General features: G+C 74.1%; 22 protein-coding genes, 1 pseudogene and 1 riboswitch. Of the genes and pseudogenes, 6 read left to right on the top strand and 17 right to left on the bottom strand.

What is annotated here, in order from left to right:
* Position 1 precedes the first annotated feature (1 nt).
* The 5 genes and pseudogenes from GA0070616_RS25295 to GA0070616_RS25275 form a co-directional block, all read right to left on the bottom strand.
* Entirely contained in the window at positions 2–1,375 is a 1,374-nt protein-coding gene (locus GA0070616_RS25295) for a cobyrinic acid a,c-diamide synthase CobB (protein WP_245712895.1), read from the bottom strand.
* Positions 1,372–1,983 (bottom strand): cob(I)yrinic acid a,c-diamide adenosyltransferase, encoded by a 612-nt coding sequence (gene cobO, locus GA0070616_RS25290; RefSeq protein ID WP_091088414.1) that lies wholly within the window; start codon positions 1,981–1,983, stop codon positions 1,372–1,374. The genes GA0070616_RS25295 and cobO overlap by 4 nt, the downstream gene beginning before the upstream one ends.
* Positions 1,983–4,378 (bottom strand): annotated as a pseudogene (locus GA0070616_RS25285) (VWA domain-containing protein). Before GA0070616_RS25285 ends, cobO begins: the two are co-directional and overlap by 1 nt.
* A 114-nt stretch (positions 4,379–4,492) precedes the next feature.
* Positions 4,493–8,161, bottom strand: coding sequence for a cobaltochelatase subunit CobN (cobN, locus tag GA0070616_RS25280; protein WP_091088411.1), 3,669 nt, complete (start codon positions 8,159–8,161; stop codon positions 4,493–4,495).
* A 308-nt stretch (positions 8,162–8,469) separates the two neighbouring features.
* A riboswitch (cobalamin riboswitch) is annotated at positions 8,470–8,646 on the bottom strand.
* 119 nt (positions 8,647–8,765) lie between these two features.
* Complete coding sequence (locus tag GA0070616_RS25275; protein WP_091088408.1) at positions 8,766–9,101, bottom strand: hypothetical protein; 336 nt, start codon at positions 9,099–9,101, stop codon at positions 8,766–8,768.
* Positions 9,102–9,197: 96 nt separating this feature from the next.
* Here GA0070616_RS25275 and GA0070616_RS25270 point away from each other — a divergent pair, with 96 nt between their 5' ends.
* Positions 9,198–9,854, top strand: a complete 657-nt coding sequence (locus GA0070616_RS25270) for a hypothetical protein (RefSeq protein WP_091088405.1) — start codon at positions 9,198–9,200, stop codon at positions 9,852–9,854.
* Between the two features lie 45 nt (positions 9,855–9,899).
* Here the strand turns inward: GA0070616_RS25270 and GA0070616_RS25265 are convergent, their stop codons facing one another.
* The 4 genes from GA0070616_RS25265 to GA0070616_RS25250 all read right to left on the bottom strand — a co-directional run bounded on the left by GA0070616_RS25265 (position 9,900) and on the right by GA0070616_RS25250 (position 13,097).
* Positions 9,900–11,165: an MFS transporter gene (locus GA0070616_RS25265; RefSeq protein WP_091088401.1), complete on the bottom strand. Its 1,266-nt coding sequence runs from the start codon at positions 11,163–11,165 to the stop codon at positions 9,900–9,902.
* Between the two features lie 179 nt (positions 11,166–11,344).
* Positions 11,345–12,136 carry an SDR family oxidoreductase gene (locus GA0070616_RS25260; RefSeq protein WP_091091601.1) on the bottom strand — a complete coding sequence of 264 codons (792 nt, stop codon included), beginning with the start codon at positions 12,134–12,136 and terminating at the stop codon, positions 11,345–11,347.
* A 231-nt stretch (positions 12,137–12,367) separates the two neighbouring features.
* Entirely contained in the window at positions 12,368–12,583 is a 216-nt protein-coding gene (locus tag GA0070616_RS25255) for a hypothetical protein (protein ID WP_245713032.1), read from the bottom strand.
* Between the two features lie 61 nt (positions 12,584–12,644).
* Complete coding sequence (locus GA0070616_RS25250) at positions 12,645–13,097, bottom strand: NUDIX hydrolase (protein WP_091088394.1); 453 nt, start codon at positions 13,095–13,097, stop codon at positions 12,645–12,647.
* Positions 13,098–13,248: 151 nt separating this feature from the next.
* On the opposite strand from GA0070616_RS25250, the gene GA0070616_RS25245 reads away from it, so the two are divergent.
* From GA0070616_RS25245 to GA0070616_RS28370, 4 genes are all read left to right on the top strand, one after another.
* Positions 13,249–14,025, top strand: coding sequence for an LppM family (lipo)protein (locus GA0070616_RS25245; RefSeq protein WP_139128993.1), 777 nt, complete (start codon positions 13,249–13,251; stop codon positions 14,023–14,025).
* Between the two features lie 95 nt (positions 14,026–14,120).
* Positions 14,121–14,453 (top strand): hypothetical protein, encoded by a 333-nt coding sequence (locus GA0070616_RS25240; RefSeq protein ID WP_091091595.1) that lies wholly within the window; start codon positions 14,121–14,123, stop codon positions 14,451–14,453.
* Positions 14,454–14,465: 12 nt separating this feature from the next.
* Positions 14,466–15,074 (top strand): glycine zipper family protein, encoded by a 609-nt coding sequence (locus tag GA0070616_RS25235; RefSeq protein ID WP_091088392.1) that lies wholly within the window; start codon positions 14,466–14,468, stop codon positions 15,072–15,074.
* Complete coding sequence (locus GA0070616_RS28370) at positions 15,071–15,217, top strand: hypothetical protein (protein ID WP_175440202.1); 147 nt, start codon at positions 15,071–15,073, stop codon at positions 15,215–15,217. The genes GA0070616_RS25235 and GA0070616_RS28370 overlap by 4 nt, the downstream gene beginning before the upstream one ends.
* A gap of 25 nt (positions 15,218–15,242) precedes the next feature.
* On the opposite strand, the gene GA0070616_RS25230 is transcribed toward GA0070616_RS28370, so the two are convergent.
* The 8 genes from GA0070616_RS25230 to GA0070616_RS25195 all read right to left on the bottom strand — a co-directional run bounded on the left by GA0070616_RS25230 (position 15,243) and on the right by GA0070616_RS25195 (position 22,814).
* Positions 15,243–15,875 (bottom strand): bifunctional 4-hydroxy-2-oxoglutarate aldolase/2-dehydro-3-deoxy-phosphogluconate aldolase, encoded by a 633-nt coding sequence (locus GA0070616_RS25230; protein ID WP_091088388.1) that lies wholly within the window; start codon positions 15,873–15,875, stop codon positions 15,243–15,245.
* Positions 15,872–16,879 (bottom strand): sugar kinase, encoded by a 1,008-nt coding sequence (locus GA0070616_RS25225; protein WP_281188499.1) that lies wholly within the window; start codon positions 16,877–16,879, stop codon positions 15,872–15,874. The genes GA0070616_RS25230 and GA0070616_RS25225 overlap by 4 nt, the downstream gene beginning before the upstream one ends.
* The gene (locus tag GA0070616_RS25220) at positions 16,876–17,778 is read right to left on the bottom strand and encodes a DUF6807 domain-containing protein (protein WP_091088385.1); all 903 of its coding nucleotides are present in this window, start codon (positions 17,776–17,778) and stop codon (positions 16,876–16,878) included. The genes GA0070616_RS25225 and GA0070616_RS25220 overlap by 4 nt, the downstream gene beginning before the upstream one ends.
* 50 nt (positions 17,779–17,828) lie before the next feature.
* On the bottom strand, positions 17,829–18,440 hold the full coding sequence (locus GA0070616_RS25215; protein WP_091088381.1) for a hypothetical protein: 612 nt from the start codon (positions 18,438–18,440) through the stop codon (positions 17,829–17,831).
* Entirely contained in the window at positions 18,424–19,185 is a 762-nt protein-coding gene (locus GA0070616_RS25210; protein WP_425413013.1) for a carbohydrate ABC transporter permease, read from the bottom strand. The genes GA0070616_RS25215 and GA0070616_RS25210 overlap by 17 nt, the downstream gene beginning before the upstream one ends.
* Positions 19,186–19,307: 122 nt before the next feature.
* Complete coding sequence (locus GA0070616_RS25205) at positions 19,308–20,291, bottom strand: carbohydrate ABC transporter permease (protein ID WP_091088374.1); 984 nt, start codon at positions 20,289–20,291, stop codon at positions 19,308–19,310.
* Between the two features lie 28 nt (positions 20,292–20,319).
* Entirely contained in the window at positions 20,320–21,663 is a 1,344-nt protein-coding gene (locus tag GA0070616_RS25200) for an ABC transporter substrate-binding protein (protein WP_091088369.1), read from the bottom strand.
* A gap of 20 nt (positions 21,664–21,683) precedes the next feature.
* Complete coding sequence (locus tag GA0070616_RS25195) at positions 21,684–22,814, bottom strand: LacI family DNA-binding transcriptional regulator (RefSeq protein ID WP_091088366.1); 1,131 nt, start codon at positions 22,812–22,814, stop codon at positions 21,684–21,686.
* A gap of 234 nt (positions 22,815–23,048) precedes the next feature.
* On the opposite strand from GA0070616_RS25195, the gene GA0070616_RS25190 reads away from it, so the two are divergent.
* Positions 23,049–24,377, top strand: a complete 1,329-nt coding sequence (locus tag GA0070616_RS25190; protein WP_091088362.1) for a Gfo/Idh/MocA family protein — start codon at positions 23,049–23,051, stop codon at positions 24,375–24,377.
* Positions 24,378–24,384 lie beyond the last annotated feature (7 nt).

Genomic DNA, 24,384 nt, shown 5'->3' with positions numbered 1-24,384 from the left:
CTCACCGGCTCGCCGCCTCGACGAGACGACGTGCGGCGTGCGGGTGGCCGGCCCAGTGGGTGTGCAGGTAGGAGGCGTGCACCCGACCGGCGACGAAGCCGTGGTCGGCACCGTCGAACCGCCACGCCGGATGCCGGCCGTGCGGCGGGTCGGTGACGGTGCGGTGGAACTCGTGGCCGCGTACCGACTCCCCCGCCCGGTGGACCGGGGAGTCGGCGGCGGCGACGGCGTCGCGGTAGCCGAGGGTGAGCCGGCCGGTCATCCGGGCGGTGTGCGGCAGCCGCCCGCACATCGGGGCGTCGTCGAGGGCCCGGCCGAGGTAGAGCAGCCCGGCGCACTCGGCGACGACCGGCCCGTCGAAGTCGGCCAGGTCGGCGCGCAGCCCGGTGTTGGCGCTCAGCGCCTCGGCGTACACCTCGGGGAAGCCGCCGCCGACGACCACGGCGCGGGCACCGGCCGGCAGCGCCGCGTCGCGCAGCGGGTCGAAGCGCACGACGGTGGCGCCGGCGGCGGCGAGCAGCTCGGGGGTTTCGGCGTACGAGAAGGTGAAGGCCGGCCCGCCGGCGACGGCGACGACCGGGCCGGTGGTCGCGGCGGGTCCACCGACGGCGGCGGCCGGGTCCCAGGACGGCGCGGTCAGCGGCGGGGCCGAGCGGGCCAGGTCGAGCACGGCGTCGACGTCCACGGTGGCCTCCACCAGCCCGGCCAGGGCGTCGACGACGGCCAGCGACTCCGGGGCCCGCTCGGCGACCGGCACCAGCCCGAGGTGCCGCGACGGCGCGGCCACCTCGACGGCCCGGCGGAGCGCCCCCAGCACCGGTACGTCCACCTCGGCGAGCGCGGCCCGCAGCAGGGACTCGTGCCGGGGCGAGCCGACCCGGTTGAGCACCACGCCGCCGATGCGCACCCCCGGGTCGAAGGCGGCCATGCCGAGCACCGACGCGGCGGCGGAGCGCCCCTGGGCGGTGGTGTCGAGCACCAGCAGCACCGGCGCGTCGACCAGCCGGGCGACGTGGGCGGTGGAGGCGTACCCGCGTCGGCCGACCGCGCCGTCGTGCAGCCCCATCACCCCCTCGATCACGGCGACGTCGGCGGGAGCGGGGACGCTCGCGCCGTGGCGCAGCAGGGACGCGACGCGCTCCTCGCCGACCAGCCACGGGTCGAGGTTGCGGCCGGGCCGGCCGGCGGCGAGCCCGTGGTAGCCGGGGTCGATGTAGTCGGGGCCGACCTTGTGCGGGCTGACGTCGAGACCCCGGCGCCGCAGCGCGGCGAGCAGGCCGGTGGCGACGGTGGTCTTGCCGTGTCCGCTGGCCGGCGCGGCGACCACGATGCGGGGCAGCGCCCAGGCGGGAGCGTCGTCGGGTGTCGGGGTCACCACTCGATGCCCTTCTGTCCCTTCTGGCCGGCGTCCATCGGGTGCTTGACCTTGGTCAGCTCGGCGACGAGGTCGGCGGCCTCGACGAGCCGGGGGTCGGCGTCCCGGCCGGTGATCACGACGTGTTGGAAGCCGGGCCGGTTACGCAGGGTCTCCACCACCTCGTCGACGTCCACCCAGCCCCACGTCATCGGGTAGGTGAACTCGTCGAGGACGTACATGCCGTAGCGCTGCGCGGCCAGGTCGCGCTGGATCTGCCGCCAGCCCTCCAGGGCGTCGGCGGCGTGGTCGGCGTCACCACCGCGCTGGATCCAGGACCAGCCCTCGCCCATCTTGTGCCAGGCCACGGGCGCGCCCTGGCCGGTACGCTCGTGCACCTCGCCGAGGGCGCGGAAGGCGTTCTCCTCCCCGACCCGCCACTTGGCGCTCTTGACGAACTGGAACACGCCGACCGGCAGGCCCGCCGTCCAGGCGCGCAGCGCCAGACCGAACGCGGCGGTCGACTTCCCCTTCATCTGTCCGGTGTGCACGATGGTCAGCGGCCGCTGCCGTCGCTGCCGGGTGGTCAGCCCGTCGGCGGGCACGTGCGTGGGCTTTCCCTGCGGCATCAGACGACGCTCCTTCGGCCGGTGGCGGTGGTGGGCGGCCCCTCGGCGGCTGCCGTGGGGCGACGCTCCGGTTCAAGTCGGGCGGTGCGAACGGCGGCCAGCTCGGCGAGGGGGCCGGTGGTGACGGCGGCCAGCGGGCGGTGATCGGCGTCGAGCTGGGCGGCGAGGCGGCGGGCCAGGCCGAGCCGGACCGGACCGGATTCGCAGTCGACGACCACGCAGGGCGCGCCGGTGGCCCGCAGCACGGCCGCCGCCCGGGCGGCCCGGTCCAGGGGCCGGTGGCCGGCGGTGGCCCGGCCGTCGGTGACCACGAGCACCAGCGGACGCCGTCGCGGGTCACGCAGCCGCTCCACCCGCAGAACCTCGGCCGCGGCGAACAGCCCCTCCGCGAGCGGGGTGCGCCCCCCGGTGGGCAGCTGCGCCATCCGGGCCGAGGCGGCCAGGACGGAGGAGGTGGCCGGCAGCAGCAGTTGCGCGTCCGTCCCCCGGAACGCGATCACCGCCACCTTGTCCCGGCGCTGGTAGGCGTCGGTGAGCAGGGCCAGGACCGCACCCTTGACCGCCGACATGCGCTCCTGCGCGCCCATCGAGCCGCTGGCGTCGACCACGAACAGCACGAGGTTGCCCTCGCGCCCCTCGCGGACCGCCTCGCGCACGTCGGCGGGGCGTAGCCGCAGCGGCCCGCCGTGGCGGCCCCGGGCGCTCTGGTGCGGGGCGGCGGCCCGCACCGTCGCCGGCAGGTGCAGCGCCCCCGGTGGTCCGGCGGGCACCCGGGCACCCGTGGTGCGGCCCCGTCCGGTGCGGGCCCGGGAACGCCGGCCGGGCACCCCGTCGCCGACGCCGGGCGCGGTGAGCAGCCGCGCTTTCAACCCCTGCTCGGGTACGGCGACCGGCCGCGCCGCCCGCCCGTCGTCGCCGTCACGGCCGGGCCGCCCCTCGTGGAGACCCGTCCGGTTGGTACGCGGGTCGCCGCCGTCGGCACGTCCGTCGCCGTCGGCATCCGGCCGCTCCCCGTCGGGGTCCCACCCGTCGACGTCGGGGTCCCACCCGTCGCCGCCGGCCGGCCCCCGCCCGGCGGCGTCCCCGCCGCGCTCCGGCGGGCCGCTTCCCGGCCGCCGCTCGGGGTCGTCGACGTCCGGTGCGCCGTCGGGGGAGCCCCCCGGCCGACCGCCGGCCGGTCCACCGGAACCATCGTGCCCACCCGGTCCACCGGGACCACCGGGGCCGCCGGGACCACCGGGACCGCTCGGTCCACCGGGACCGTCGGGGCCACCGTCCGGGTCGGCCGGGCCACTGTCGTCGTCCGGGTCGTCGGGATGCGCCGCGCGGGCCCGCTCCAACGCCTCGTCGAGGCGCTTCTCGTCCAGCCCCGGGGTGTCGAACGGGTCGCGGCGGCGGCGGTGCGGCAGGGCGAGCCGGGCGGCGACCCGCACGTCGTCGGCGGTGACCCGGTCCCGCCCGTGCCAGGCGGCGTGCGCGACAGCCGTCCGGGCGGTGACGATGTCGGCGCGCATACCGTCGACGTCGAACTCCGCGCAGACCTCGGCGATCCGGCGCAGCGCCGCGTCCGGCAGCAGCACCGCGTCCAGCCGGGCCCGGGCGGCGGCCACCCGCTCCGCGACCCGCCCGTCGGCCCCGGCCCAGCCGGCGGCGAACCCGGCCGGGTCGGCGTCGGCGGCGAGACGACGGCGCACCACCTCCGCCCGCACCTCCGGGTCGCGGCTGGCGGCGACCTCGACGGTGAGACCGAACCGGTCCAGCAGCTGCGGACGCAGCTCCCCCTCCTCCGGGTTCATCGTGCCGACCAGCAGGAAGCGGGCGGCGTGGCTGACCGAGACGCCCTCCCGCTCGACGTGGCAGCGGCCCATCGCCGCCGCGTCGAGCAGCAGGTCGACCAGGTGGTCGTGGAGCAGGTTCACCTCGTCGACGTAGAGCACCCCCCGATGGGCGGCGGCGAGCAGGCCCGGCTCGAAGGCGCGTACCCCCTCGGACAGGGCCTTCTCCAGGTCCAGCGAGCCGACCACCCGGTCCTCGGCGGCGCCGACCGGCAACTCCACCAGGCGGGCCGGGCGGCGCTCGGCCCCCGCGGGGGTCGGGTGCGGCCCGTCCGGGCAGCCGGGGTCGGGGGCCGCCGGGTCACAGGCGAACCGGCAACCGGCGACCCGGTCCACGGGCGGCAACAGGGCGGCCAGGGCCCGCACGGCGGTCGACTTCGCGGTGCCCTTCTCGCCCCGCACCAGGACCCCGCCGATGGCGGGGCTGACCGCGTTGAGCAGCAGCGCCAGACGCATGTCGTCCATGCCGAGCACGGCCGAGAACGGGAACGGGGTCACTGTGCCGGCTCCTTCGATCGCGACTGCGGCGCTCGCAAACCCGGCTCACTCCTCGCGCTCACTGCGGCTCCTTCGATCGCGACTGCGGCGCTCGCAAACCCGGCTCACTCCTCGCGCTCACTGCGGCTCCTTCGATCGCGACTGCGGCGCTCGCAAACCCGGCTCACTCCTCGCGCTCACTGCCGGTCCTCCAGGTCGCCCTCGCTGGTCAGGTACGCCTCCCGCAGCCGGTCCAGGGTGGCCGGTTCCGGCTTCGCCCACAGGCCCCGGTCGGCGGCCTCCAGGAGCCGTTCGGTGATGCCGCGCAGCGCCCACGGGTTGGCCGTCTCCAGGAACTCCCGGGTCTGCGCGTCGAAGACGTACGCGGCGGCGAGGTGCTCGTACATCCAGTCGTCGACCACACCGGCGGTGGCGTCGTAGCCGAACAGGTAGTCCACGGTGGCGGCCAGCTCGAATGCGCCCTTGTAGCCGTGCCGGCGCATCGCGGCGATCCACCGTGGGTTGACCACCCGGGCGCGGAACACCCGGCGGGTCTCCTCGCCGAGGGCGCGGGTCCGCACGTCGTGCGGCATCGCCGAGTCCCCCACGTACGCGGCCGGGGCCGTGCCGGTCAGGTGACGGACCATCGCCACCATCCCGCCGTGGTACTGGAAGTAGTCGTCGGAGTCGACGATGTCGTGCTCGCGGGTGTCCTGGTTCTTCACCGCCACCGCGATGCGGGCGAAGGACCGCTCCATGTCGGCGCGGGCCTCCCGCCCGTCCAGGCCCCGGCCGTAGGCGTAGCCGCCCCACACCGCGTACACCTCGGCGAGGTCGGCGTCGTCGCGCCAGGTACGGGCGTCGATCAGGGGCAGCAGTCCCGCCCCGTACGCGCCCGGCTTGGAGCCGAAGATGCGGGCGGTGGCCCGCCGGGCGTCGCCGTGGCCGGCGAGGTCGGCGGCGACGTGCGCGGCGACGAAGTTCTGCTCGGCGGGCTCGTCGAGCGCCGCCACGCACCGCACCGCGTCGTCGATCAGCGCGACGACGTGCGGGAACGCGTCGCGGAAGAACCCGGAGATGCGCACGGTGACGTCGACGCGGGGGCGACCCAGGTCGGCCAGCGGCACCACCTCGAACCCGGTGACCCGCCGGGACCGGTCATCCCAGGTGGGGCGGCAACCGAGCAGGGCGAGCACCTCGGCGACGTCGTCGCCCTGCGTGCGCATGGCGCTGGTGCCCCACACGGTGAGCCCGACCGCGCGCGGGTACTCCCCGGTGTCGGCGACGTGCCGGGCCAGCAACGAGTCGGCCAGGGCGACCCCGACGTCCCAGGCGTTGCGGGACGGGATGGCCTTCGGGTCGACGGAGTAGAAGTTGCGGCCGGTGGGCAGCACGTTGACCAGACCCCGGGTGGGCGAGCCGGACGGGCCGGGCGGAACGAACCGGCCGTCGAGCGCGCCGAGCACCCGGTCGATCTCGTCGGTGGTGCGGTCGAGGCGGGGCACCAGTTCGGCGGCGGCGAAGCGCAGCACGGCGGCGGCGTCCGGCACGGGAGCGCCGACGACCTCCGCGACCACCGCCTCGGCGTCCTCGGCATGCCAGCCGAGGGTTTCCATGCCGACGACCAGGCGCCGGGCCATGGCCTCGATCAGGTCGACCGCGTCGGCGGCGGTGACGGCCGGCCCGTCGACGGCGTCGGTCAGCTGCGCCGGCACGGCGATCCGCCGCCCCGGCTCGGCCAGCAGGTCCGCCTCGTCGAGGCCGACGCTGGCGGCGAGGGCCTGCCGCAGGCCGGGTAGGGCGCGGGTCCCGCCCCACACCTGGGGGGCGCGCAGCACGGCCAGGACCAGGTTGACCCGCGTCTCGCCGGTGGGCACGGCGGCGAGCACGTGCAGGCCGTCACGGATCTGCACGTCCTTGACCTCGCACAGGTACCCGTCGAGGTGCAGCACGAAGTCGTCGAAGTCGTCGGCGGCGGGCATGTCGGCCTGGTGCAGGTCGTGATGCAGCTGCGCGGCGCGCACCAGCTCCCAGATCTGGGCCTGCACCGTGGGCACCTTCGCCGGGTCGAGGGCCTGCACGGTGGCGTACTCGTCGAGAAGCTGTTCCAGCTTCGCCAGGTCGCCGTAGGTCTCGGCGCGGGCCATCGGCGGCACCAGGTGGTCGACGACGACGGCGTGGGCGCGCCGCTTGGCCTGGGTGCCCTCGCCGGGGTCGTTGACGATGAACGGGTACACCAGCGGCAGGTCGCCGAGGACGGCGTCGGGGGCGCAGTCGGTGGCCAGTCCGAGCCCCTTGCCCGGCAGCCACTCCAGGGTGCCGTGCTTGCCCAGGTGCACCACGGCGTCCGCGCCGAACCCGCCGTCGGCGGCGGGCGCGGCCAGCCACCGGTAGGCGGCCAGGTAGTGGTGGCTGGGCGGCAGGTCGGGGTCGTGGTAGATGGCGACCGGGTTCTCGCCGAAGCCGCGCGGCGGCTGGATCAGCAGGGTCACGTTGCCGAAGCGCAGTCCGGCGAGCACGATGTCGCCGCCGTCGGTGTACAGCCCACCGGGCGGCTCGCCCCAGTGCTCGCGCATCCGTTCCCGCAGCGGCGCGGGCAGCCGGTCGAACCAGCGCCGGTAGACGTCTCCCGGCACCCGCGCCTCGGCGGCGGCCAACTGGTCGGGGGTGAGCCACTCCACGTCGTGCCCGCCGGCGGCGATCAACGCGTGGATCAGCGCGTCGCCGTCGCCGGGCGGCGGACCGTCGCCGAGGTGGTAGCCGGCGTCGGCCATCGCGGCGAGCAGCCGCACCGCGCTGGCCGGGGTGTCCAGACCCACGGCGTTGCCGACCCGGGAGTGCTTCGTCGGGTACGAGCTGAGCACCACCGCCACCCGCCGATCGGCGTGGGGGACGTGCCGCAGCCGGGCGTGCCGCACCGCGATCCCGGCGACCCGGGCGGCGCGTTCGGGGTCGGCGACGTACACCGACAGCCCGTCGGGGTCGATCCGCTTGAACGAGAACGGCACGGCGATGATCCGGCCGTCGAACTCGGGGATGGCCACCTGCATCGCGGCGTCCAGCGGGGACAGTCCGGCGTCGCTGCCGGCCCACTGCTCCCGGGTGCTGGTCAGGCACAGGGCCTGGATGACCGGGACGTCCAGGGCGGCCAGCGCGCCGACGTCCCAGGCGTCGGGGTCGCCCCCACCGGAGGCGTCGGCGGCGACGGTTCCACCGGCGGCCAGGACGGTGACCACGAGGGTGTCGCAGCGGGCGAACAGCCCCAGCGGGCCGGCCCCGGCGGTCAGGCCGCGCAGGGATCCGCAGTGGATGGGCAGCGCGTTGCCGCCGGCCGCCTCGACCGCGTCGGCCAGCACGTCGACGAAGCCGGTGTTGCCGGCCAGGGCGTGCGCCCGGTAAAAGACGATGCCGACCGTCGGGCGGTCCGGGCGGGTGGGACGGTCGCCGTGCACCCCGTAGGCGGGGGTGGCCGCGGGCGGGGCGAAACCCTCGCCGGTGAGCAGCACCGTGTCGGACAGGAAGCGGGCCAGCTCGCCCAGGTTGTCGGGGCCCCCCTCGACCAGGTAGGCCAGCGCCTGGGTGGCCACCCCCGACGGCACGGTGGAGGCCGCCATCAGGTCGGCGTCGGGCACGGCCTCGCCGCCGAGCACGACCGTGGGCACGCCGGAGGCGAGCACCGCGGCGAGACCGTCGGGCCACGCCTGCCGGCCGCCGAGCAGGCGTACGACGGCGAGGTCGACGCCGTCGAGCAGAGCGGGCACGGCGTCGGTGGCGACCCGGGCGGGGTTGGCGAGCCGGTAGTCGGCGGCGCTGGCGCGGGCGGCCAGCAGATCGGTGTCGGCGGCGGACAGCAGCAGGATGCGCACGTGTGACTCCGTACGGTGACGCGAGCCGGCACCGTGGCACCGGTGGCGCGGAAGGGAGTGGTCGCGGCGGTCAGCGGACGCGACGAGCCGGCGGCACGCTCACCTCGGGGTGGACGGCGCGCGGGGACGGCGCGGCGCGGACCTCAGCGGTGAACGACGGTGGGGGTGGGGCCAGGAGCCGGGCCGGCGACCACGGGCCGGCCGGTGGAGCCGAGATCGGCGAGACGGTCGTCGAGCGACCGGGGACGCGTAGCGTCGGTACGGCAGAGGCCAGGCCTCATCGGGGTCCTCCTCGGGTGTCCACGCCCTGGGGTCACGCTCCGACGGCCGAAGTATCCTGGCTCCCGGATCGACGCTCACCCCCGGCCTTCCAACCGTGCACCCACGGCCGTGACTCACGAGGGGGGATCGCTCCCCGGTGACAGTGGCGGGACCGCGCCGGAATCGCACCGGCTTCCTTCACTGCCGTCAGGCCGCGAATGCTGCCACACCCCGCCGGGCCGGTCAACGTGACGGGACCGCACAGGGAGCCGGCGCCCGGATGACGGGAGGCACGGCGATGCCCCCCGACCAGGCGCGGGAGGCGGTCGGCGGCTGATCCCGCTCAGCAGGCCCGGCGTTCCGGATGGGACCGGTTCCAGGCCCGCATGCGCTCCGGATAGCCGGTACGCTCCGCCTCGTACAGCGGCACGGCGTGCTTGCGGGCGATGCCACCGGCCGTGCGCGGGGTGCCGGTCCGGCGGCGGATCCACTCGCCGTCGTGGGCGATCGCCACGACGGTGGTGTCGGTGGCGGTCGTCTCGGGTTCCAGGTAGAACTCCACTCCCCGCCGGCTGGTCACGAACTCCTCCAGCGCGGCCAGGTCCTCCCTGGTCGCCTCGCGGTCGAGCTTCGTCGGGGTGCCCTGCGCGGCACGCGGCCGTCGGCTGAACCAGCCCATCTGCGGCTCCTTCCCTCGGCTCACCCCAGTGCACCACCCTTGCCTGGCAGGTCACTGGGTGTGCGCTGGGAGCCGGCTCGGCGCTAGGATCGTCCGGTGATCGGGGCCGCCGCGCGGGACAACGCCGCCTGGTGCGACCTGGTGTGCCGGGCGCACGGTCTGACCGGCGTGACCGACGCGGACGCCTGGTCGGTGTCGCGCCGTTCGCCGCCCTGGTACCCCGACGCGGTGACCCTTCGCCCCGGCGTCGACCCGGCAGCCGTGCTGGCCCGCATCGACGACGGCCCGGGGGCGTCGGTGAAGGACAGCTTCGCCGACCTGGACCTGACCCCGCACGGATTCCGGGTGCTGTTCGAGGCGACCTGGATCCACCTGCCCCCGGGGCCGACGCCGGGCGCATCGGAGCTGACGCCGGTGGTCACCAGCGAGCAGTTGACCACCTGGGCAACCGCCCACGGCGGCGGCCCGCTGTTCCGGGCCGCGCTGCTGGCCGAACCCGGCGTGCGCGTCCTGGGCCTGCCGGACGGGCACGGCGGGTGGGCCGGCGGCGCGGTGCTGCACACCGGGGGCGACGTGGTGGGGGTCTCCAACGTCTTCGCGGCGGACCCGACGGCGGCGCCGCGGGTGTGGGCCGGGGTGTGCGCGGCGGGCGCGGACCGCCACCTGGTCGGCTACGAGCACGGCGGCGACCTTGCCGTCGCCGTCGCGGCCGGGTTCCGGGGCGTGGGACCGTTGCGGGTCTGGCTGCGCTGATGCCCGGCGGGGGCGGCGGCCCGCGGCGGGTCAGTCGGCGGCGGGTCAGTCGGCGGCGGGTCGGTCGGCGGTCTTGGGAGCGCCCTCGTCGCGGCCCGCCGGCGGGCGCAGCACGGGCACCAGCGCCAGGGTCGGCACCAGCAGCAGGGGCACCACCAGCAGGGCGTGCAGCGTGCCGACCCGGTCGCCGAGCAGGCCCAGCAGCGGCGGGCCGCCCAGGAACGCGGTGTAGCCGATCACGGCGACCACGCTGACCCGGGCGGGGGCCCGGTCCTCCTCGTCGGCGGCGGCGCTCATGCCGACGGGGAAGCCGAGGGATGCGCCGATCCCCCACATCGCGACGCCGACGACGGCGACGGGGCCGGAGTTGGCGAGAACCGCCAGGCCGGAGCCCACCACGGCGAGCAGGATGGTGGCGGTGAGCACCCGCACCCGCCCCCAGCGGTCCAGGGCCACCGTGCCGAGGGTGCGGCCGAGGGTCATGCCGACGACGAAGACGCCGAACGCGGCGGCGCCGGCCGCCTCGCTGACCCCGTACCCGTCGATGAAGGCCACCGCGAGCCAGTCGTTGGCGCTGCCCTCGGCGAAGGCCATCACCAGCACCAACAGGCCGACGAGCAGCGTGCGCGGTTCCCGCCAGGCGGCGATCAGGCCACCGCGGCGGGCCGCCGCCTCCGTGCCGCCGGTGGTCTCGGCGGAGGGCAGGAACACGCGGGCGCCGGCCAGCGTGCCGGCGAGCACCACCGCCGCGAGCACGGCCAGGTTGACCGCGATGGGGACGTCCAGCCGGGCGGCGGCGGCGCCGAGACCCGCGCCGGCCACGGAGCCGAGGCTCCACGCCGCGTGGAACCGGGGCATGATCGTCCGGTGGAGCCGACGCTCCACGGCCGCACCCTCGATGTTCATGGCGACGTCGCAGGTGCCGGAGCCGTAGCCGAGCGCGGCCAGGCCGACGGCCACCCCGACGAAGGACCCGGCGACCTCGGCGGACACTCCGACGACGGTCAACCCCACGGCGACGAGCAGGGTCGCACCGACGACAGTGCGGGCGGTGCCGAGACGCTGGGCGACCAGTCCGGCGGTGGGCATGGCGAGGATCGCGCCCACGCTCATGGCGAGCAGGAGCAGCCCGAGGCGGCCGGCGGTGAGGCCGAGGGCGTCCCGCACGGCGGGCACCCGGGCGAACCAGGAGGCGACGGCCAGACCGTTGAGGGCGAAGACCACCGCCACGCCCGTGCGCGCGGCCAGCACGGCCCGGGGTACGACATTGGGGGGCACCGGGTCGGCGGCAGGGGCGACGGCGCGGCTCACGAACGGGTCCTTCCTGCGGGATCGTCCTGCGAACCCTCCCACACCCGACCCGTCACGACCAGCACGATTCCCGCCCCTTACCGGATCGCGGCACTGCCGGGCCGCCGGTGCGGCCGGCCGCTGCCCGGCCGGCCCGGTCAGCGCGGGCGGCCCGGCTGGCGAGTCGGGCGGCCGGCGGCTCAGGCTGCCACGCCACAGCGTTCGGCCAGGAAGTCCTCCCAGTTCCGCCGGCCGAAGGGCCGGTCGGGTGCGAGGTTGGCCCCGGCCCGGAAGGCTCGGGCGGCCCGACCGGGCAGGCGCACCGGCACGATCGGCCGCCGCCGGCCGGCGGCGTGCAGGTAGGCCCGCAGCAGCTCGTCCATGCCACGCACCTGAGGGCCACCGATCTCCGGCACGAGTCCGGACGGGTCGCCGAGGGCCAGCTCGACCAGTCGGTCCGCGACCTCGGCCGCGTCGATCGGCTGGAACCGGAAACCGGCCAGGGCCGGCATCACCGGCAGCCGCGTCAGGCCGCGGGCCATCGTGAGGATCAGGTCGTGGAACTGGGTGGCCCGCAGTGTCGTCCACGGCACGGGCCCGGCCGCGACGACCCGCTCGGCGGCGGCCTGTGCGGCGTAGTAGCCGAAGATCCGGTCCAGCGGGCCGGTCACCGGGATCCGGTCGGCGCCGACGACGGAGATGTTCACCAGGTGGCGTACGCCGGCACGGGCCGTCGCCGCCGTTATCCGGCGGGCCTTCTCCTCGTCGCCGGCGGCGCTGCCCGCACAGTGCACGACGACCTCGACGTCGGCCAGGGCCGCATCCACACCCACACCGGTGTGCAGGTCCCCGACGACGTGGGTGACGCCGTCGGCGGACTGCCGGCTGCGGCGGGAGAGCACCCGGACGGTATGCCCGGCGGCGCGCAGCCGGGGCACCACGAGTTGCCCGAGGGTGCCCGTGCCGCCGGTGACGAGGATGGGTGAGGTCATGGCCGCTCCGTTGTGGTCGCCACCGGCACCCGCGCCGGTGGATCCGTCGATCATCGGGATCGACGGACGGGCGGACCGGAACGTGACGGCTGCGGGGTGCGACCGATCCCACACCGGGTCGGGCGGAACCTGATCAGGCGGAACTAAGTCCGGCGTGCCGCACCTCGGGGCGACACGCCCGGCCGCCGGCCCGGAGGGACACCGGACCGGCCTGACCGGCACGCGGACCGGTCAGCGGGGCATCTGCCGCCAGGACGGGTGGGTGCCCCGCCAGGCGTCGGCCAGGATGAGTGCCGAGGTGCGGCTGGTGCACTCCTGGACGCGGGAACGCCCCGACGCGCCGCCGATCTGCGCCTCGACGTCCCATCGCTGTCCGTCCGTGCGGATGTACACATCTCGGCGACCGCGGGGTGAGCTGTCGCCGTTCCACCAGTGCTGTTCGACCATCACCAACCGACCGTATCCGAACCCCCACCCAGGTCGGAAGGCCACCTCAGGCCACTGCCCCTCAGCCGTCCCTCCGATGGACGGCCTCGGCCAGTCGGACGACCTCCGGTGAGGCGAGGAACGGGGCGAGCACCTCCCGCGTTCCGGGCGTCAGCGGACGACCGTCGAGCACCTCGTCTCCGGGCAGGAACAGCATGGCGGCCCCCTCACCGAGGACCACGTCCTCCTGGCGGGCCCGCGTCGCGGCGCAGAAGTAGTGCTTCACGCGGCGCTGCTCGGGCAGTTCCTGACGGACGAGCAGCCGCAACCCGACCGGCGCGGGCAGCCCGGTCTCCTCCCGCAGTTCGCGCACCGCCGTGTCCTCCGGGCTCTCGCCCGGCTCGCCGTGCCCGCCGGGCAGCCCCCACATGTGCGGATGGTAGGTCGCGGCACCGTCGCGCAACTGCATCAGGATCCGACCGTGCCGGTCCACGAGCAGGACGCAGGAGATCGCAACGAGGTCGGCCGAATTCATGATCGGAATTGTAGTACACAATCCCTCCAGAATATCGCCGTGATCTGTCAGAGCGAACCGGCCGAACGTGACGAGGCGTCGGTAAAATCGGCGACTGCCTTGTGACCGATCGCCGACTGCTTTCGTGACGACGATCACACACACTGTCGTCATGAATACGGGTTCCGGGCTCGGTCGAATGATCCGCGGCGCGCTGTGTCTCGCCCTGGGGATGACGCTCGCCGGATGCCTGGAATTGAACGCCGGGCTGGACGTGAGCCGCGACGACACGGTCTCCGGCCAATTGCTGCTGACCGCGCGGAAGTCGATCCTGCCGAAGAACAAGACGCCGGACCAGGGGTTCGCCGACCTGCGCCGGTACGTGCCCGCGCTGCCCGTCGGCGAGGAGTCCCGGTACGAGGACGCACAGTCCGTCGGCGCACAGATCAGCTACGACCGGGTGCCGCTGCGGGAGTTCAGCACCGAAAGCATGAAGCTGATCCGCGAAGGCGACCGATACATTTTCACCCTCGGTCTGGACCTGTCGGCGTATCAAGGAAAGATCACCGAACTCAAACCGTCGGAGCAGACGGGGATCATGCGTCTGACGGCGTTCGAGATCTCCGTGACGTTTCCCGGCCGTGTCCTGGACGCGAACGGCACCGTCAACGACCGCTCCGTAACCTGGAAACTGGTTCCCAACCAACCGAAACCCACCGAACTGCGGGCCGTGGCCCAGGCCCCGCCGCGTCCCTCCGCCGCCGGCGGGTCGACGGGCGGAATCCCCTGGCCGCTGGTCGTCGCCGGGGTCGCCGTCCTGCTCGTCGTCGCCGTGCTCGTCGTCGTGCTGCTGCGGCGCCTCCGTCCGTCCGGTCCGGGTGCCCCGGACGAACCGGGCACCACCACGACGCCGGCCGTCACGGCCGGAACCGCACCGGGCCCGGGCTGACCCGACCCGGCCGGCCGCCCCGACCGTTCCCGTCCGCCCCGACAGACGGGCCCGCACCACCACCCGCGACACCGCAGAACCGAGGGGGACCGGCAATGGACGACCTCTACACCTGGGCCGCGTTGGGCAGCCTCACCGGCGCGAGCGCCGCGACCCTGCTCACCGCCAACGTCGTCGGCGGACTGATCGGCCCACGCGCCGACCCCGCCCGCAAGTGGATCGCGCTGGGCGTCGCCCTGGTGCTGTCGTACCTCACCGCGGCCTTCGCCAGCGATGCCGGAGCCGAGAAGTGGATCATCGCTTTCTTCAACGGGCTGGTCGTCTTCTCCGCCGCCCTCGGCATCAACCAGCTGCCGGCCCGCCGGCAGAGCACACCGACCGGTGTCGCACAGGGCGGCGAACCCCGCTTCAACCGCCCCTGGGCCTGAAGGGGCCTCGTCATGGGTTACGGATTCGTCAGCGCACTTGTTCACACCGTCGCCGCGGCGGTCCTCGGTCTGCTGGTCGGCGGGCCGGTCGGGCTGCTGGTCGGGGCGGGGCTCGGCCTCGTTGTCGGTGGTGTGTTCGGCTGGGCGGTCGCCTCCGCCCGGGTGTACGGCCCCGACTCCCGGGGGGTGTTCCTGTTCGTGGTGGACCACACCTGGAGCCTGCTCAACACCGTCGTCGGCGCCGTCTACCTCGCGCTGCACCTGGTGGTGGGGCACTCCCTGGACCGCGCCGGATCGCAGCGCTCCTGCCGGGTCAACGTGGTCGAGGGGGTCTCCCCCCGGTACGCCACCACCCTCGGCACCGTCTGCGCCGGCTCCGGCCCGGCGATCCAACGGCACGAGGACGTGCACATCCTCCAGGCCCGCATCCTCGGCCCGCTGTACATCCCGCTGGTCGTCGCCAACTACGTGCTGTTCACCATCGCCCCGGTGTGGCTGCTCTGGCACGACCACCAGGGGGCACCGATCAACCGGTTCACCCGCTACTTCGAGATCGGCGTGTACCCGCACGTGTGGACCGAGGCCATCGCGTACCGCGTCCAGGGGACGCCGCCGCGATGACCGGCCCGATCGAGGCGGCCACCACCGAGCTGACGGCCTGGCTGCGACTGGCGGTGCCGCCGGGCACTGTGGTGCTGATGGGCGGCTCGATCCCGGCGATCGTCAAGGCGATCCGGGTGACGGGCGCCCTCGCCGAGCGTTGACGTCGGACGCCCGGCGGAGTTTCCCTCAGGTGCCTGCGGTGTCGGGCCGAGCGGCCGGCGGTCGGGCCAGGTCGGCGAGCAGGTCGAGCTGGGTGGGGTCGCTCAGCGCCGATCCGACCGCCACCACCCGCACCCCGGCCGCGAGGAAGTCGCCCGCGTTGTGGGCGTCGATCCCACCGGTCGCCACGAACCGCAGGTCCGGCAGCGGACCGGCGACCGCCTTGAACCACTGTGGCCCGAGGCTGACCGCCGGGAACGCCTTGAGCCAGGTCAGGCCGTGGTCGCGGGCGCGCTGCGCCTCGGTGGGCGTGGCCACGCCGGGCAGGTGTGGCAGGCCGTAGCTGGCCGCCGCGTCGGCGACGGCCAGGTCGAGACCGGGGGCGACGGTGAACGCCGCCCCGGCGGCGGCGGCCTGCCGGACCTGGGCCGGGGTGAACACGGTGCCGGCACCGACGATCCGGTCCCGCTCGCCGGCGGCGTCGACGGTGGCGCGCAGCGCGTCGAACGCCTGCGGGGTGCGCACCGGCACCTCGACCACGTCGATGCCGAGGTCCCAGGCCCGGTTGGCCAGCCGGACGGTCTCCGGGACGGGTAGGTCCCGCAGGATCACCATCACCCGCGCGTCGCCGAGAACCCGTCCGAGGTCGTGCACCGTCACCGGCTGCTCCTTGTCTGTGCTGGGGCGGGGAGGATCCCGGCGGTGGCCGGGTCGAGGCGGGCCCAGTCCGCGTCGGGCAGCGCGACCAGGGTGTCCAGGAGTTCCCGGTCGGCGGGCGGGGCGTTGTCGCCGGCCACGGCCAGGGTCCGGGCTGCGAGGAGGTGCCCGAGGCGCAGCCCGGCGGCGGTGCCGAGGCCGCGCAGCAGGCCGGACAGGAACCCGGCGGCGAACGCGTCGCCCGCGCCGACGGGTTCCACCACCGGCACCGGCAGCGCGGGTACGCGCACGGCCGGGTCGGCGCGGGGCAGCGCCGTGGCGGCGACGGGCCCGTCCTTGACCACCACCAGCCGGGGGCCGGGCAGCAGCCGTCGCACGGCGTGAGGGTCGCGGGTGTCCCACAGCCGCTGGGCCTCGTCGAGGCCGACGAACACCACGTCGGCGCGGTCGGCGAGCCGGTGCAGCACCGGCGCGGCCCGCCGCGCGGGCCACAGCCCGGGCCGGTGGTTGACGTCGAAACTGATCAGCGCGCCGGCCACCGGGCGGTCGCAGACGGCGTGCTCGACCAGGGCGCGGCAGCTGCGCGACAGCACGGGGGTGATCCCCGACAGGTGCAGGATCCGCACCCCGGCCAGGCGGGCGTCGTCGAGCACGGCGGGGCCCATCCGGGTCGCCGCCGACCCGGCCCGGTGGTAGTGCACGCGGGTGCCGTCGGGGCCGGGATCTTTGGCGTACAGGCCGGTGCGGGCCCGCCCGTCGACCTCGACGAGGTCGGTCGCGACGCCGGCGGCGGCGACGTGGGCGGTCACCATGCGGCCGAACGGGTCGTCGCCGACGCGGCTGAGCCAGCGGGTGCGGTGCCCGAGGCCGGCGAGGGCGGCGACCACGTTGGACTCGGCGCCGCCGACGGTGACGGCGAGCCGGTCGGCTGTCTCCAGCGGCACTCCGGCGGCCGGGGTGAGCACGACCATCGACTCCCCCACGGCCGCCACCTCGACTGCGGTCACGGTAGGGGTTCCGCGAGGGTGGCGGCGAGCGCCGCCGCCGCGTTCCGGTCGAGGGCACCGTCGGCGACCCCGACCCGGTACCCGCCGTGCCGGTCGACCCCGGCCGGCACGCGGGCCGGCTCCTCGAAGGCGAAGGCCACGCACACCCCCGGGTACATGGTCGTGCGCACGAACCACCGGTCACCGGGGCCGAGGCCCGCGAAGACCAGGGTGTACGCCCCACCGTCCGGCGCCCGGCCGCGCAGTGCCACCCACTGTTCGGCGCAGCCGTTGACGGTCTCCTCCCCGTCGAGGGTCGCGGTGAACGCATGCGGTGGTTCCGCCGCGACGGCCCGCCAGAAGAAGCCGCCGTAGCCGGCCCCGCCGGGGCGCCCGTTCGTGGCGGGGCTGCCCAGGTGCACATCCCGGTCGGGTGGGGCGGTGAGGATGCTGTGCACGTCGAGCCGCCAGGCGTCGGGGTGCCCGGGCACGGCCGAGGCGGTGAGCCGGCGACGTTCGGTGAGCAGGACCTCGCCGTGGCGGTCGCGCCACTGGAGGCGGTGGTCGAGCCGGTCGGGGGACCGATGCTCCCAGCCGGTGTGCGCGATGCGCCCGTGGTCGTCGCGCCAGGTGTAGCCGACGTCGCGGACGTAGGTGCGCCCACCCCACAGGTTGGTGCCGTCGACGTCCTGCACGGCCAGGGACGCGCCGAGATGCCAGACGTGGTCGTCGGGCAACGCGTCGGTGACGGGGACCCCGGCGAGGGTGCGCACCGGATGCAGGTAGGGCCGCGGGCCGTGTTTCGCGTCGAGGTCGGGGGCCAGCACGTACCGGGCCACCTCGACGCCCTCGACGTGCAGCCGGGGATCGTCGGGGCGGTCGGACCCGTCAGCTACAGGGCCGCCGGCAGGGGCACTCACGGCGGGACCGCCGGCAGGGGCGCTCGCGGCGGGACCGCCGGCAGGGGCGCTCACGTCAGCTCCGCGCGGGGCACCGGCCGGCGGGCCACGGCGTGCACCGCCGCCAGGGCGTACCCGGCGAGGATCGGCACCGCGACCGGGGTGACCAGCACGGCGAGCACGGCGGCGACCCCGGTGGTGCCGGCGAGGGCGGCCCAGCGCGTCGGGTGGTCGAGGCAGGCGCGGGCGGCGCGGCGGGCGGCCATCCGCCACCCCGCGCCACCGGTGGCACCGACCTCGACCACGACCGCGGCGGCGTAGCCGGCCAGGGCCGCCCCCACCACGGCGGTGACCGCGAGCGCGGCGGCGCCGCCGGGCACCCGGCCGGTGGCGAGCGCCGCCACGTCGAGCGCGAGCAGGCCCGCCGCGGCGAACCCGAGGAGGCTGACCGGCAGGCCGGGCAGCACGCCGCGGCCGAACCGGGCGAGGATCTGCCGGGCGGTGGGCCAGCCGCCGGTGCCGTACCGGTCGTGCAGGGCGGCGCTGGCGGTGCCGACCGCGGCGGCGGCGGTCAGCACCGGCACGGCGGCGAGCACCGTCAGGATGCCCAGCAGGGCCAGGTCGGTCGCGTCGCGGAGGGTGTCGCGCCAGTCGCGGCGCGACACCTCATCCCTTGAGTCCACTGGTGTTGATCCCTTCGACGAGCATCCGCTGGAAGGCGACGAAGAACCCGAACACGGGCAGCAGGGACAGCACCGCCATGGCGAACATCGGCCCGACGGCGCTCTGACTGGTGGAGTCGATGAACAGCGTCAACGCCACCGGCACGGTGTAGTCGTCGAGGTCGGACAGGAAGACCAACTGCCGGAAGAAGTCGTTCCAGGTCCAGATGAACGAGAAGATCGCGGTGGTGACCAGCGCGGGTCGGCTCAGCGGCAGGATGACGTGCCGGAAGATGCCGAACGCGTTGGCCCCGTCGATGCGGGCCGCCTCGTCCAGCTCACGCGGGATGCCCCGCATGAACTGCACCATCAGGAAGACGAAGAACGCCTCGGTGGCGAGGAACTGCGGGATGAGCAGCGGCAGGTACGGCCAGTCCCCGCCGACGAGGCCGAGGCTGCGGAAGAGGATGTACTGCGGCACGATCAGCACGTGGCCGGGCAGCAGCAGCGTCCCGATCATGACCGCGAACCAGACCCCGCGCAGCCGGAACTTCAACCGGGCGAAGGCGTACGCGGCAAGCAGGCAGCTGACCCCGTTGCCGAAGACGGTCAGCAGGCTGACCATCGCACTGTTCAGGAAGAACCGGCCGAAGCTGACGTCGAAGTTGGTCCACCCCTGCGTGTAGTTGCCGGGAGTGAACGTCTCGGGCAGCAGCCCGACATTGTTGACGATCTCCTCCTGGGACTTCACCGAGCTGCCGATCATCCAGAACAGCGGGTAGAGCACCACCGCGACGATGGCGAGCAGCACGGCCAGCCGAATGATCGAGCGGCTGCGCGCCCGCCGTTTCTCGGCTGTCGCGGTCGGGGAAGCGGTCACCGCCACCATCACCGGTCCTCCCCGTCGGAGTAGTGCACCCAGAAACGCCCGGTGCTGAAGAAGATCACGGTGATCAACGCGATGGCGGTGAGGAAGACCCACGCCATGGCGGAGGCGTAGCCCATCTCCAGGTTCGTGAAACCGGTGATGTAGAGGTTGAGCGTGTACATCAGGGTGGAGTCGACGGGCCCGCCGGTGCCGTTGCTGAGCACGAACGCGGCGGTGAAGCCCTGGAAGCCGTTGATGGTCTCCAGCACCAGGTTGAAGAAGATGACCGGGGAGAGCATCGGCAGGGTGATGTGCGCGAACTTGCGCAGCTTGCCGGCCCCGTCGACGGACGCCGCCTCGTACAGCTCGGTGGGTACCTGCTTGAGCCCGGCCAGGAAGATCACCATGGGGGCGCCGAACTGCCAGATGGCGAGCACCATCAGGGTCTCCAGGGCCCAGTCCGGGTCGTTGACCCAGGGCTTGCCCTCGATGCCGAACAGGGCGAGGAAGGAGTTGAACGCGCCCTCGCGGTTGAACATGTTGACCCAGACGATGGCCAGCGCCACGCTGCCGCCGAGCAGCGACGGCAGGTAGAACAGGCCACGGAACAGGCCGACGCCACGCCAGGCCCGGTTGAGCAGCAGCGCGACGCCGAGCGCGGCGGCGAGCTTCAGCGGCACGGCGATCAGGGCGAAGCTCAGCGTCACGCGTACGGAGTGCCACCACGACGGGTCGTTGGTGAACATCTTCTCGTAGTTGGCCAGCCCCACCCACTCGACCTCGGACCAGGGGGTGAGGATGTCGTAGTTGGTGAAGCTGAGGTAGAGCGACAACAGCATGGGGATCGCCGTGACGGCCATGAGGCCGATGAGCCAGGGCGACAGGAAGACGTACCCGGCCAGACCTTCGCCGTGCCGGATCCGTCCGGACCCGTGCCGTTTGGCAACGGGCCGGACGGATCCGGTGCCGCGGCGGGTCGGGTCGGGAGCCGTGGTCAGGGCCACGAGCTGCTCCTCTCCGAGACGTCGACGGTCAGGCGATGGCGGACTTGCTGGCCGCGTAGAACTGGGCGGCGGCCTCGGCGGGGGTGACCCGGCCGTACTGGGCGTTCTCGGCTGCCTTGATCAGTTCGGCGCGGACCTTGCTGTGGCCCTTGATCGGCACCTGCGGCGCCTCGCCGAACAACTCGGCCAGCTCGGTCTCCACCGCGATGGACTGCTTCATCGCCGGGTCGGTGATGTCGTCGCTCACCATGCGGCGCAGGTCCAGGTTGCCCGGCAGGCCCCGGTCGGTGCCGAGGAGCTTGACCGCCTCGGGGTCGTTGGACAGGAAGTTGATCACGTCGACGGCGATGTCCTTGTGCTTGCTGCCCCGGAACACCGACCAGTACATGGTGGCGCGGGCCCACTGGCCGCTGGGGTCACCGGGGTAGGCGATCACGCCCAGCTCGTCCTTGGTGTTCTTCTTCAGCTCGGGCATCTGGTTGACCCAGACCCAGCTGGTGCCGGCCTTGCCGGTGACCACGAGCTGCTTGGTGATGTCGGTGGCGTTGCCCTCGTGGATGACGTCCGGGGTGGGGGTCGCGCCCCGGTCGCGGGCGTCCTTCCACATCTGGAACCACCTGGTCACGTCCTCGACGGTGAAGCCGAGGTCGTTGCCCTTGTACAGGTCCTTGCCCTGCTGGCGCAGCCACACCCAGAAGGCCTTGTCCACGGCGCTCGCGTCCATGGTGCCGGGCACGCCGGTCTTCTTGGCGACCTGCTCGGCCCAGTTGATGTGCTCCTCCCAGCTCATGCCGGTGGTGGGCTCGGGCAGGCCGTTCTTGGTCAGCAGGGTCTTGTTGTAGACCAGACCCTGGGTGTTCTCCCCGGAGGCCAGGCCGGCGAGCTTGCCGTCGACGACGCCGTACTGCCAGAGGCTCTTGGGGAACTTGGAGGTGTCGAGCTTGCCTGACTCCTGGTAGGGCGTCAGGTCGAGGGTGGTGTTGCGCGCCGCGTACTCGGTCAGGTAGTTGTCGTCGATCTGGAACAGGTCCGGCGGGTTGCCGCCGGCGGTGAGGGTGGCCAGCTTGTCGAAGTAGCCCTGGTTGGCCTGCCAGGTCTTCTCGAACGTCACGTTCGGGTTCTTCTTGGTGTACAGGTCCAGGGCCTGCTCGGTGAGCCCGGCGCGGGCCTCGCCGCCCCACCAGAAGATGGACAGCTTGACGGGGCCGTTGGGGTCGGCCGCCTCGTCGTCGCCGCAGGCCGCGGCGGCACCGAGCATCGGCACCGCGACGGCCATGGCGAGCAGGCCGCGCAGCAGTCGGCGACGGGCGAGGGGGGTACGGTAGGTGCGCCCGGCGGGCGTGTTCGCGGCGGGCGGCGTTGCGGGATGCATCTCTGCCTCACTCCTTGGCGTTAGGAGGCGACGTCGCTACCGGCGACCGTCACCGGGTCGCCCGGGTCCGCACGGCGATGCGGGCCCGGGCCAGCCGGAGCGGCTCCGGAGCGCCCCCGGCCGGCGTGGGGGCCCGGTCCGGTGGAGTCGCGGATGACCAGTTCGGTCTGGAGCATTACCTGTGCGGTGGTGCGACGGACGCCGACTGCCGCGCCGGCACCGCTGCCCCGCGCGGCGCGCGGGAGATCGGTGTCCTGTTGCAGCAACATGTCGACGGCCGTCCGGCCGGCGGCCGCGGTCGGCGTGGCCACCGTCGTCAGTTTGGGGCGGGTGAGCCGGCTGAGGGTGATGTCGTCGACTCCGACGACGCTCACCTGGCGTGGCACGTCCACCCCGAGTGCGTCGAGCCCTTCGATGAGCCCGATCGCCATCAGGTCGTTGTAGGCGAGCGCGGCGGTGACACCGCTGCGGCGGACGTGTTCCGCCTGGGCGATGCCGCCGTGCTCGGTGGGCGGGTTGGGGCCGAGCACGGTCAGCTCGGCACCCCCGGCGCGGGCCGCCGCGGCGGCGGACCGACGGATCTCCCGGTTGGTCCAGGAGCCCCGGGGACCGCCGAGCAGGGCGATCTGCCGGTGGCCGAGGCCGACCAGGTGGTCGACGGCGAGCCGGGCGCCCTGCCCGACGTCCATCAGGACGCAGGGTAGGCCGGTGAGCTGGCGGTTGACCACCACCAACGGCACCTCCCGGCTGAGCTGCTCGATCAGGCTGTTGCTCATCCGAGGGCTGCACAGCAGCAGCCCGTCGACCTGCTTGGCCAGGGCGTGGACCAGTTCCTCCTCGGCGGACGGGTCCTCGTTGGTGTCGGCCACGAAGACGTGGTAGTCACGGCTCCTGGCCTGGCTCTCCGCCGCCTTGATCAGTGGCGGGAAGAACGGGTTGGCGATGTCGGCGATGATCAGGCCGATGTTGTGGGTGCGGCCGGTGATCAGCGCACGGGCGGCCCGGTTGGGCCGGTAACCGAGATCCTCGGCACAGGCGAGCACCCGGACCCGGGTCTCCGGGTTGACGAGGTGCGGTGCCGAGAAGGTGCGGGAGACGGTGGAGATGTGCACGCCGGAGGCCCGTGCGACGTCCCGGATGGTGACTGGCACAAGGCCCCCTTCGATGATGTGTCGGCGGTCACGGGTGTCGCCAATTAATGCAAACGGTTGCTCCAGTGTCAACGGCGAATGGTTACAGCTGTGTTGCGGCGACGCTCTCACCATGCGCTCCAATCGGGACTAATTCGGGTAAAGGCCGCCGATTCTCGACGCTCCGTTGACGACATGCGATCGACCATGGTTACTTCACTGCAAAGGTTTGCAGTCACCCGAGGAGGTCGGCCCGTGTCACCCCCACCCGGCAGCCGCGCCAGGCACGCCGTGGTCGGCACCGGCGCCCGCGCCGAGATGTTCGTCCGCGCCCTGGTCCACGACCACGCCGACACCGCCGAGCTGGTCGCCTTCGCCGACGTCAACCAGGCCCGGATGGACGCCCACAACCGCTGGCTCGGCGAGCTGGGCCATCCCCCGGTGCCGACCTACCACGCCGGCGACTTCGCCGCCATGCTCGTCAAGGAGCGGGTCGACGTGGTGCTGGTGACCTCGGTGGACGTCACCCACGACGAGTACGTGGTGGCGGCCCTCGACGCCGGCTGCGACGTGGTCACCGAGAAGCCGATGACCGTGGACGCGCCGCGCTGCCAGCGGATCCTCGACGCGGTCCGGCGCACCGGCCGGCGGGTGACGGTGGCGTTCAACTACCGCTACAACCCGCTGCACGAGCAGGTGCGGCGGCTGCTCGCCGACGGTGCCGTCGGCGAGGTCGGGTCGGTGCACTTCGAGTGGCTGCTCGACGTGCGCCACGGGGCCGACTACTTCCGCCGCTGGCACCGCGACAAGGCGTCCTCCGGCGGGCTCATGGTGCACAAGGCCAGCCACCACTTCGACCTGGTCAACTGGTGGCTCGACGCCACCCCGGTCGAGGTGTACGCCGCCGGGCGGCTGTTCTTCTACGGCGAGAACGGCCGCCGGCACGGCTACTCCCGTGACTACGACCGGGCGCACGGCTCCCCCGCCGCCGCCGACGACCCGTTCGCGCTGCGGATGGCCGAGCATCCCCGGCTGCGGGAGCTCTACCTCGACGCCGAGCGGGACGACGGCTACCACCGCGACCGCAACGTGTTCGCCCCCGGCGTCACCATCGAGGACGACATGGCGGTGCTGGCCCGCTACTCCACCGGCGCGACCATGACCTACCACCTGACGGCGTACGCGCCGTGGGAGGGCTACCGGGTGATGGTCAACGGCAGCCGGGGCCGGTTGGAGCTGGAAGTCACCGAGAGCGAGTTCGTCAGCCCGGCCGCCGCCGGGGCACTCAAGGGCGCCGCGCTGCACGGCACCGAGGCCGCCGCCGAGGGCGGCGCGGCCACCCTGACGCTGCGCCCGTTCTGGGAGCCGCCGCGGCAGATCGCCGTCGAGGGGTACACCCGGCAGGGCCACGGTGGTGCGGACGCCCGGATGACGCAGGTGATCTTCGGCGGCGTCACGGACCCGCTGCACCGGGCGGCGACCGCCCGCGACGGCGCGCTGGCCCTGCTGACCGGCCTGGCCGCGAACCGGTCCTTCGACACCGGCGCGCCCGTGCGGGTCGCCGACCTGCTCACCCTCGACTGAACCCGAC

The sequence above is a fragment of the Micromonospora nigra genome, assembly GCF_900091585.1.
GTDB classification, from domain to species: domain Bacteria; phylum Actinomycetota; class Actinomycetes; order Mycobacteriales; family Micromonosporaceae; genus Micromonospora; species Micromonospora nigra.
The sequence above is the reverse complement of the archived record's forward strand: the minus strand, read 5'-3'. Positions and strand labels throughout refer to the sequence as shown.

Coding starts and splice junctions, on each gene's coding strand:
- GA0070616_RS25255 (WP_245713032.1), bottom strand. CDS start 12,583: ATGGTCGAACAGCACTGGTGGAACGGCGACAGCTCACCCCGCGGTCGC.
- GA0070616_RS25210 (WP_425413013.1), bottom strand. CDS start 19,185: ATGATCGGCAGCTCGGTGAAGTCCCAGGAGGAGATCGTCAACAATGTC.
- cobO (WP_091088414.1), bottom strand. CDS start 1,983: ATGCCGCAGGGAAAGCCCACGCACGTGCCCGCCGACGGGCTGACCACC.
- GA0070616_RS28370 (WP_175440202.1), top strand. CDS start 15,071: ATGACCGGCCCGATCGAGGCGGCCACCACCGAGCTGACGGCCTGGCTG.
- GA0070616_RS25240 (WP_091091595.1), top strand. CDS start 14,121: ATGGACGACCTCTACACCTGGGCCGCGTTGGGCAGCCTCACCGGCGCG.
- GA0070616_RS25245 (WP_139128993.1), top strand. CDS start 13,249: ATGAATACGGGTTCCGGGCTCGGTCGAATGATCCGCGGCGCGCTGTGT.
- GA0070616_RS25250 (WP_091088394.1), bottom strand. CDS start 13,097: ATGAATTCGGCCGACCTCGTTGCGATCTCCTGCGTCCTGCTCGTGGAC.
- GA0070616_RS25260 (WP_091091601.1), bottom strand. CDS start 12,136: ATGACCTCACCCATCCTCGTCACCGGCGGCACGGGCACCCTCGGGCAA.
- GA0070616_RS25200 (WP_091088369.1), bottom strand. CDS start 21,663: ATGCATCCCGCAACGCCGCCCGCCGCGAACACGCCCGCCGGGCGCACC.
- GA0070616_RS25275 (WP_091088408.1), bottom strand. CDS start 9,101: ATGGGCTGGTTCAGCCGACGGCCGCGTGCCGCGCAGGGCACCCCGACG.
- GA0070616_RS25235 (WP_091088392.1), top strand. CDS start 14,466: ATGGGTTACGGATTCGTCAGCGCACTTGTTCACACCGTCGCCGCGGCG.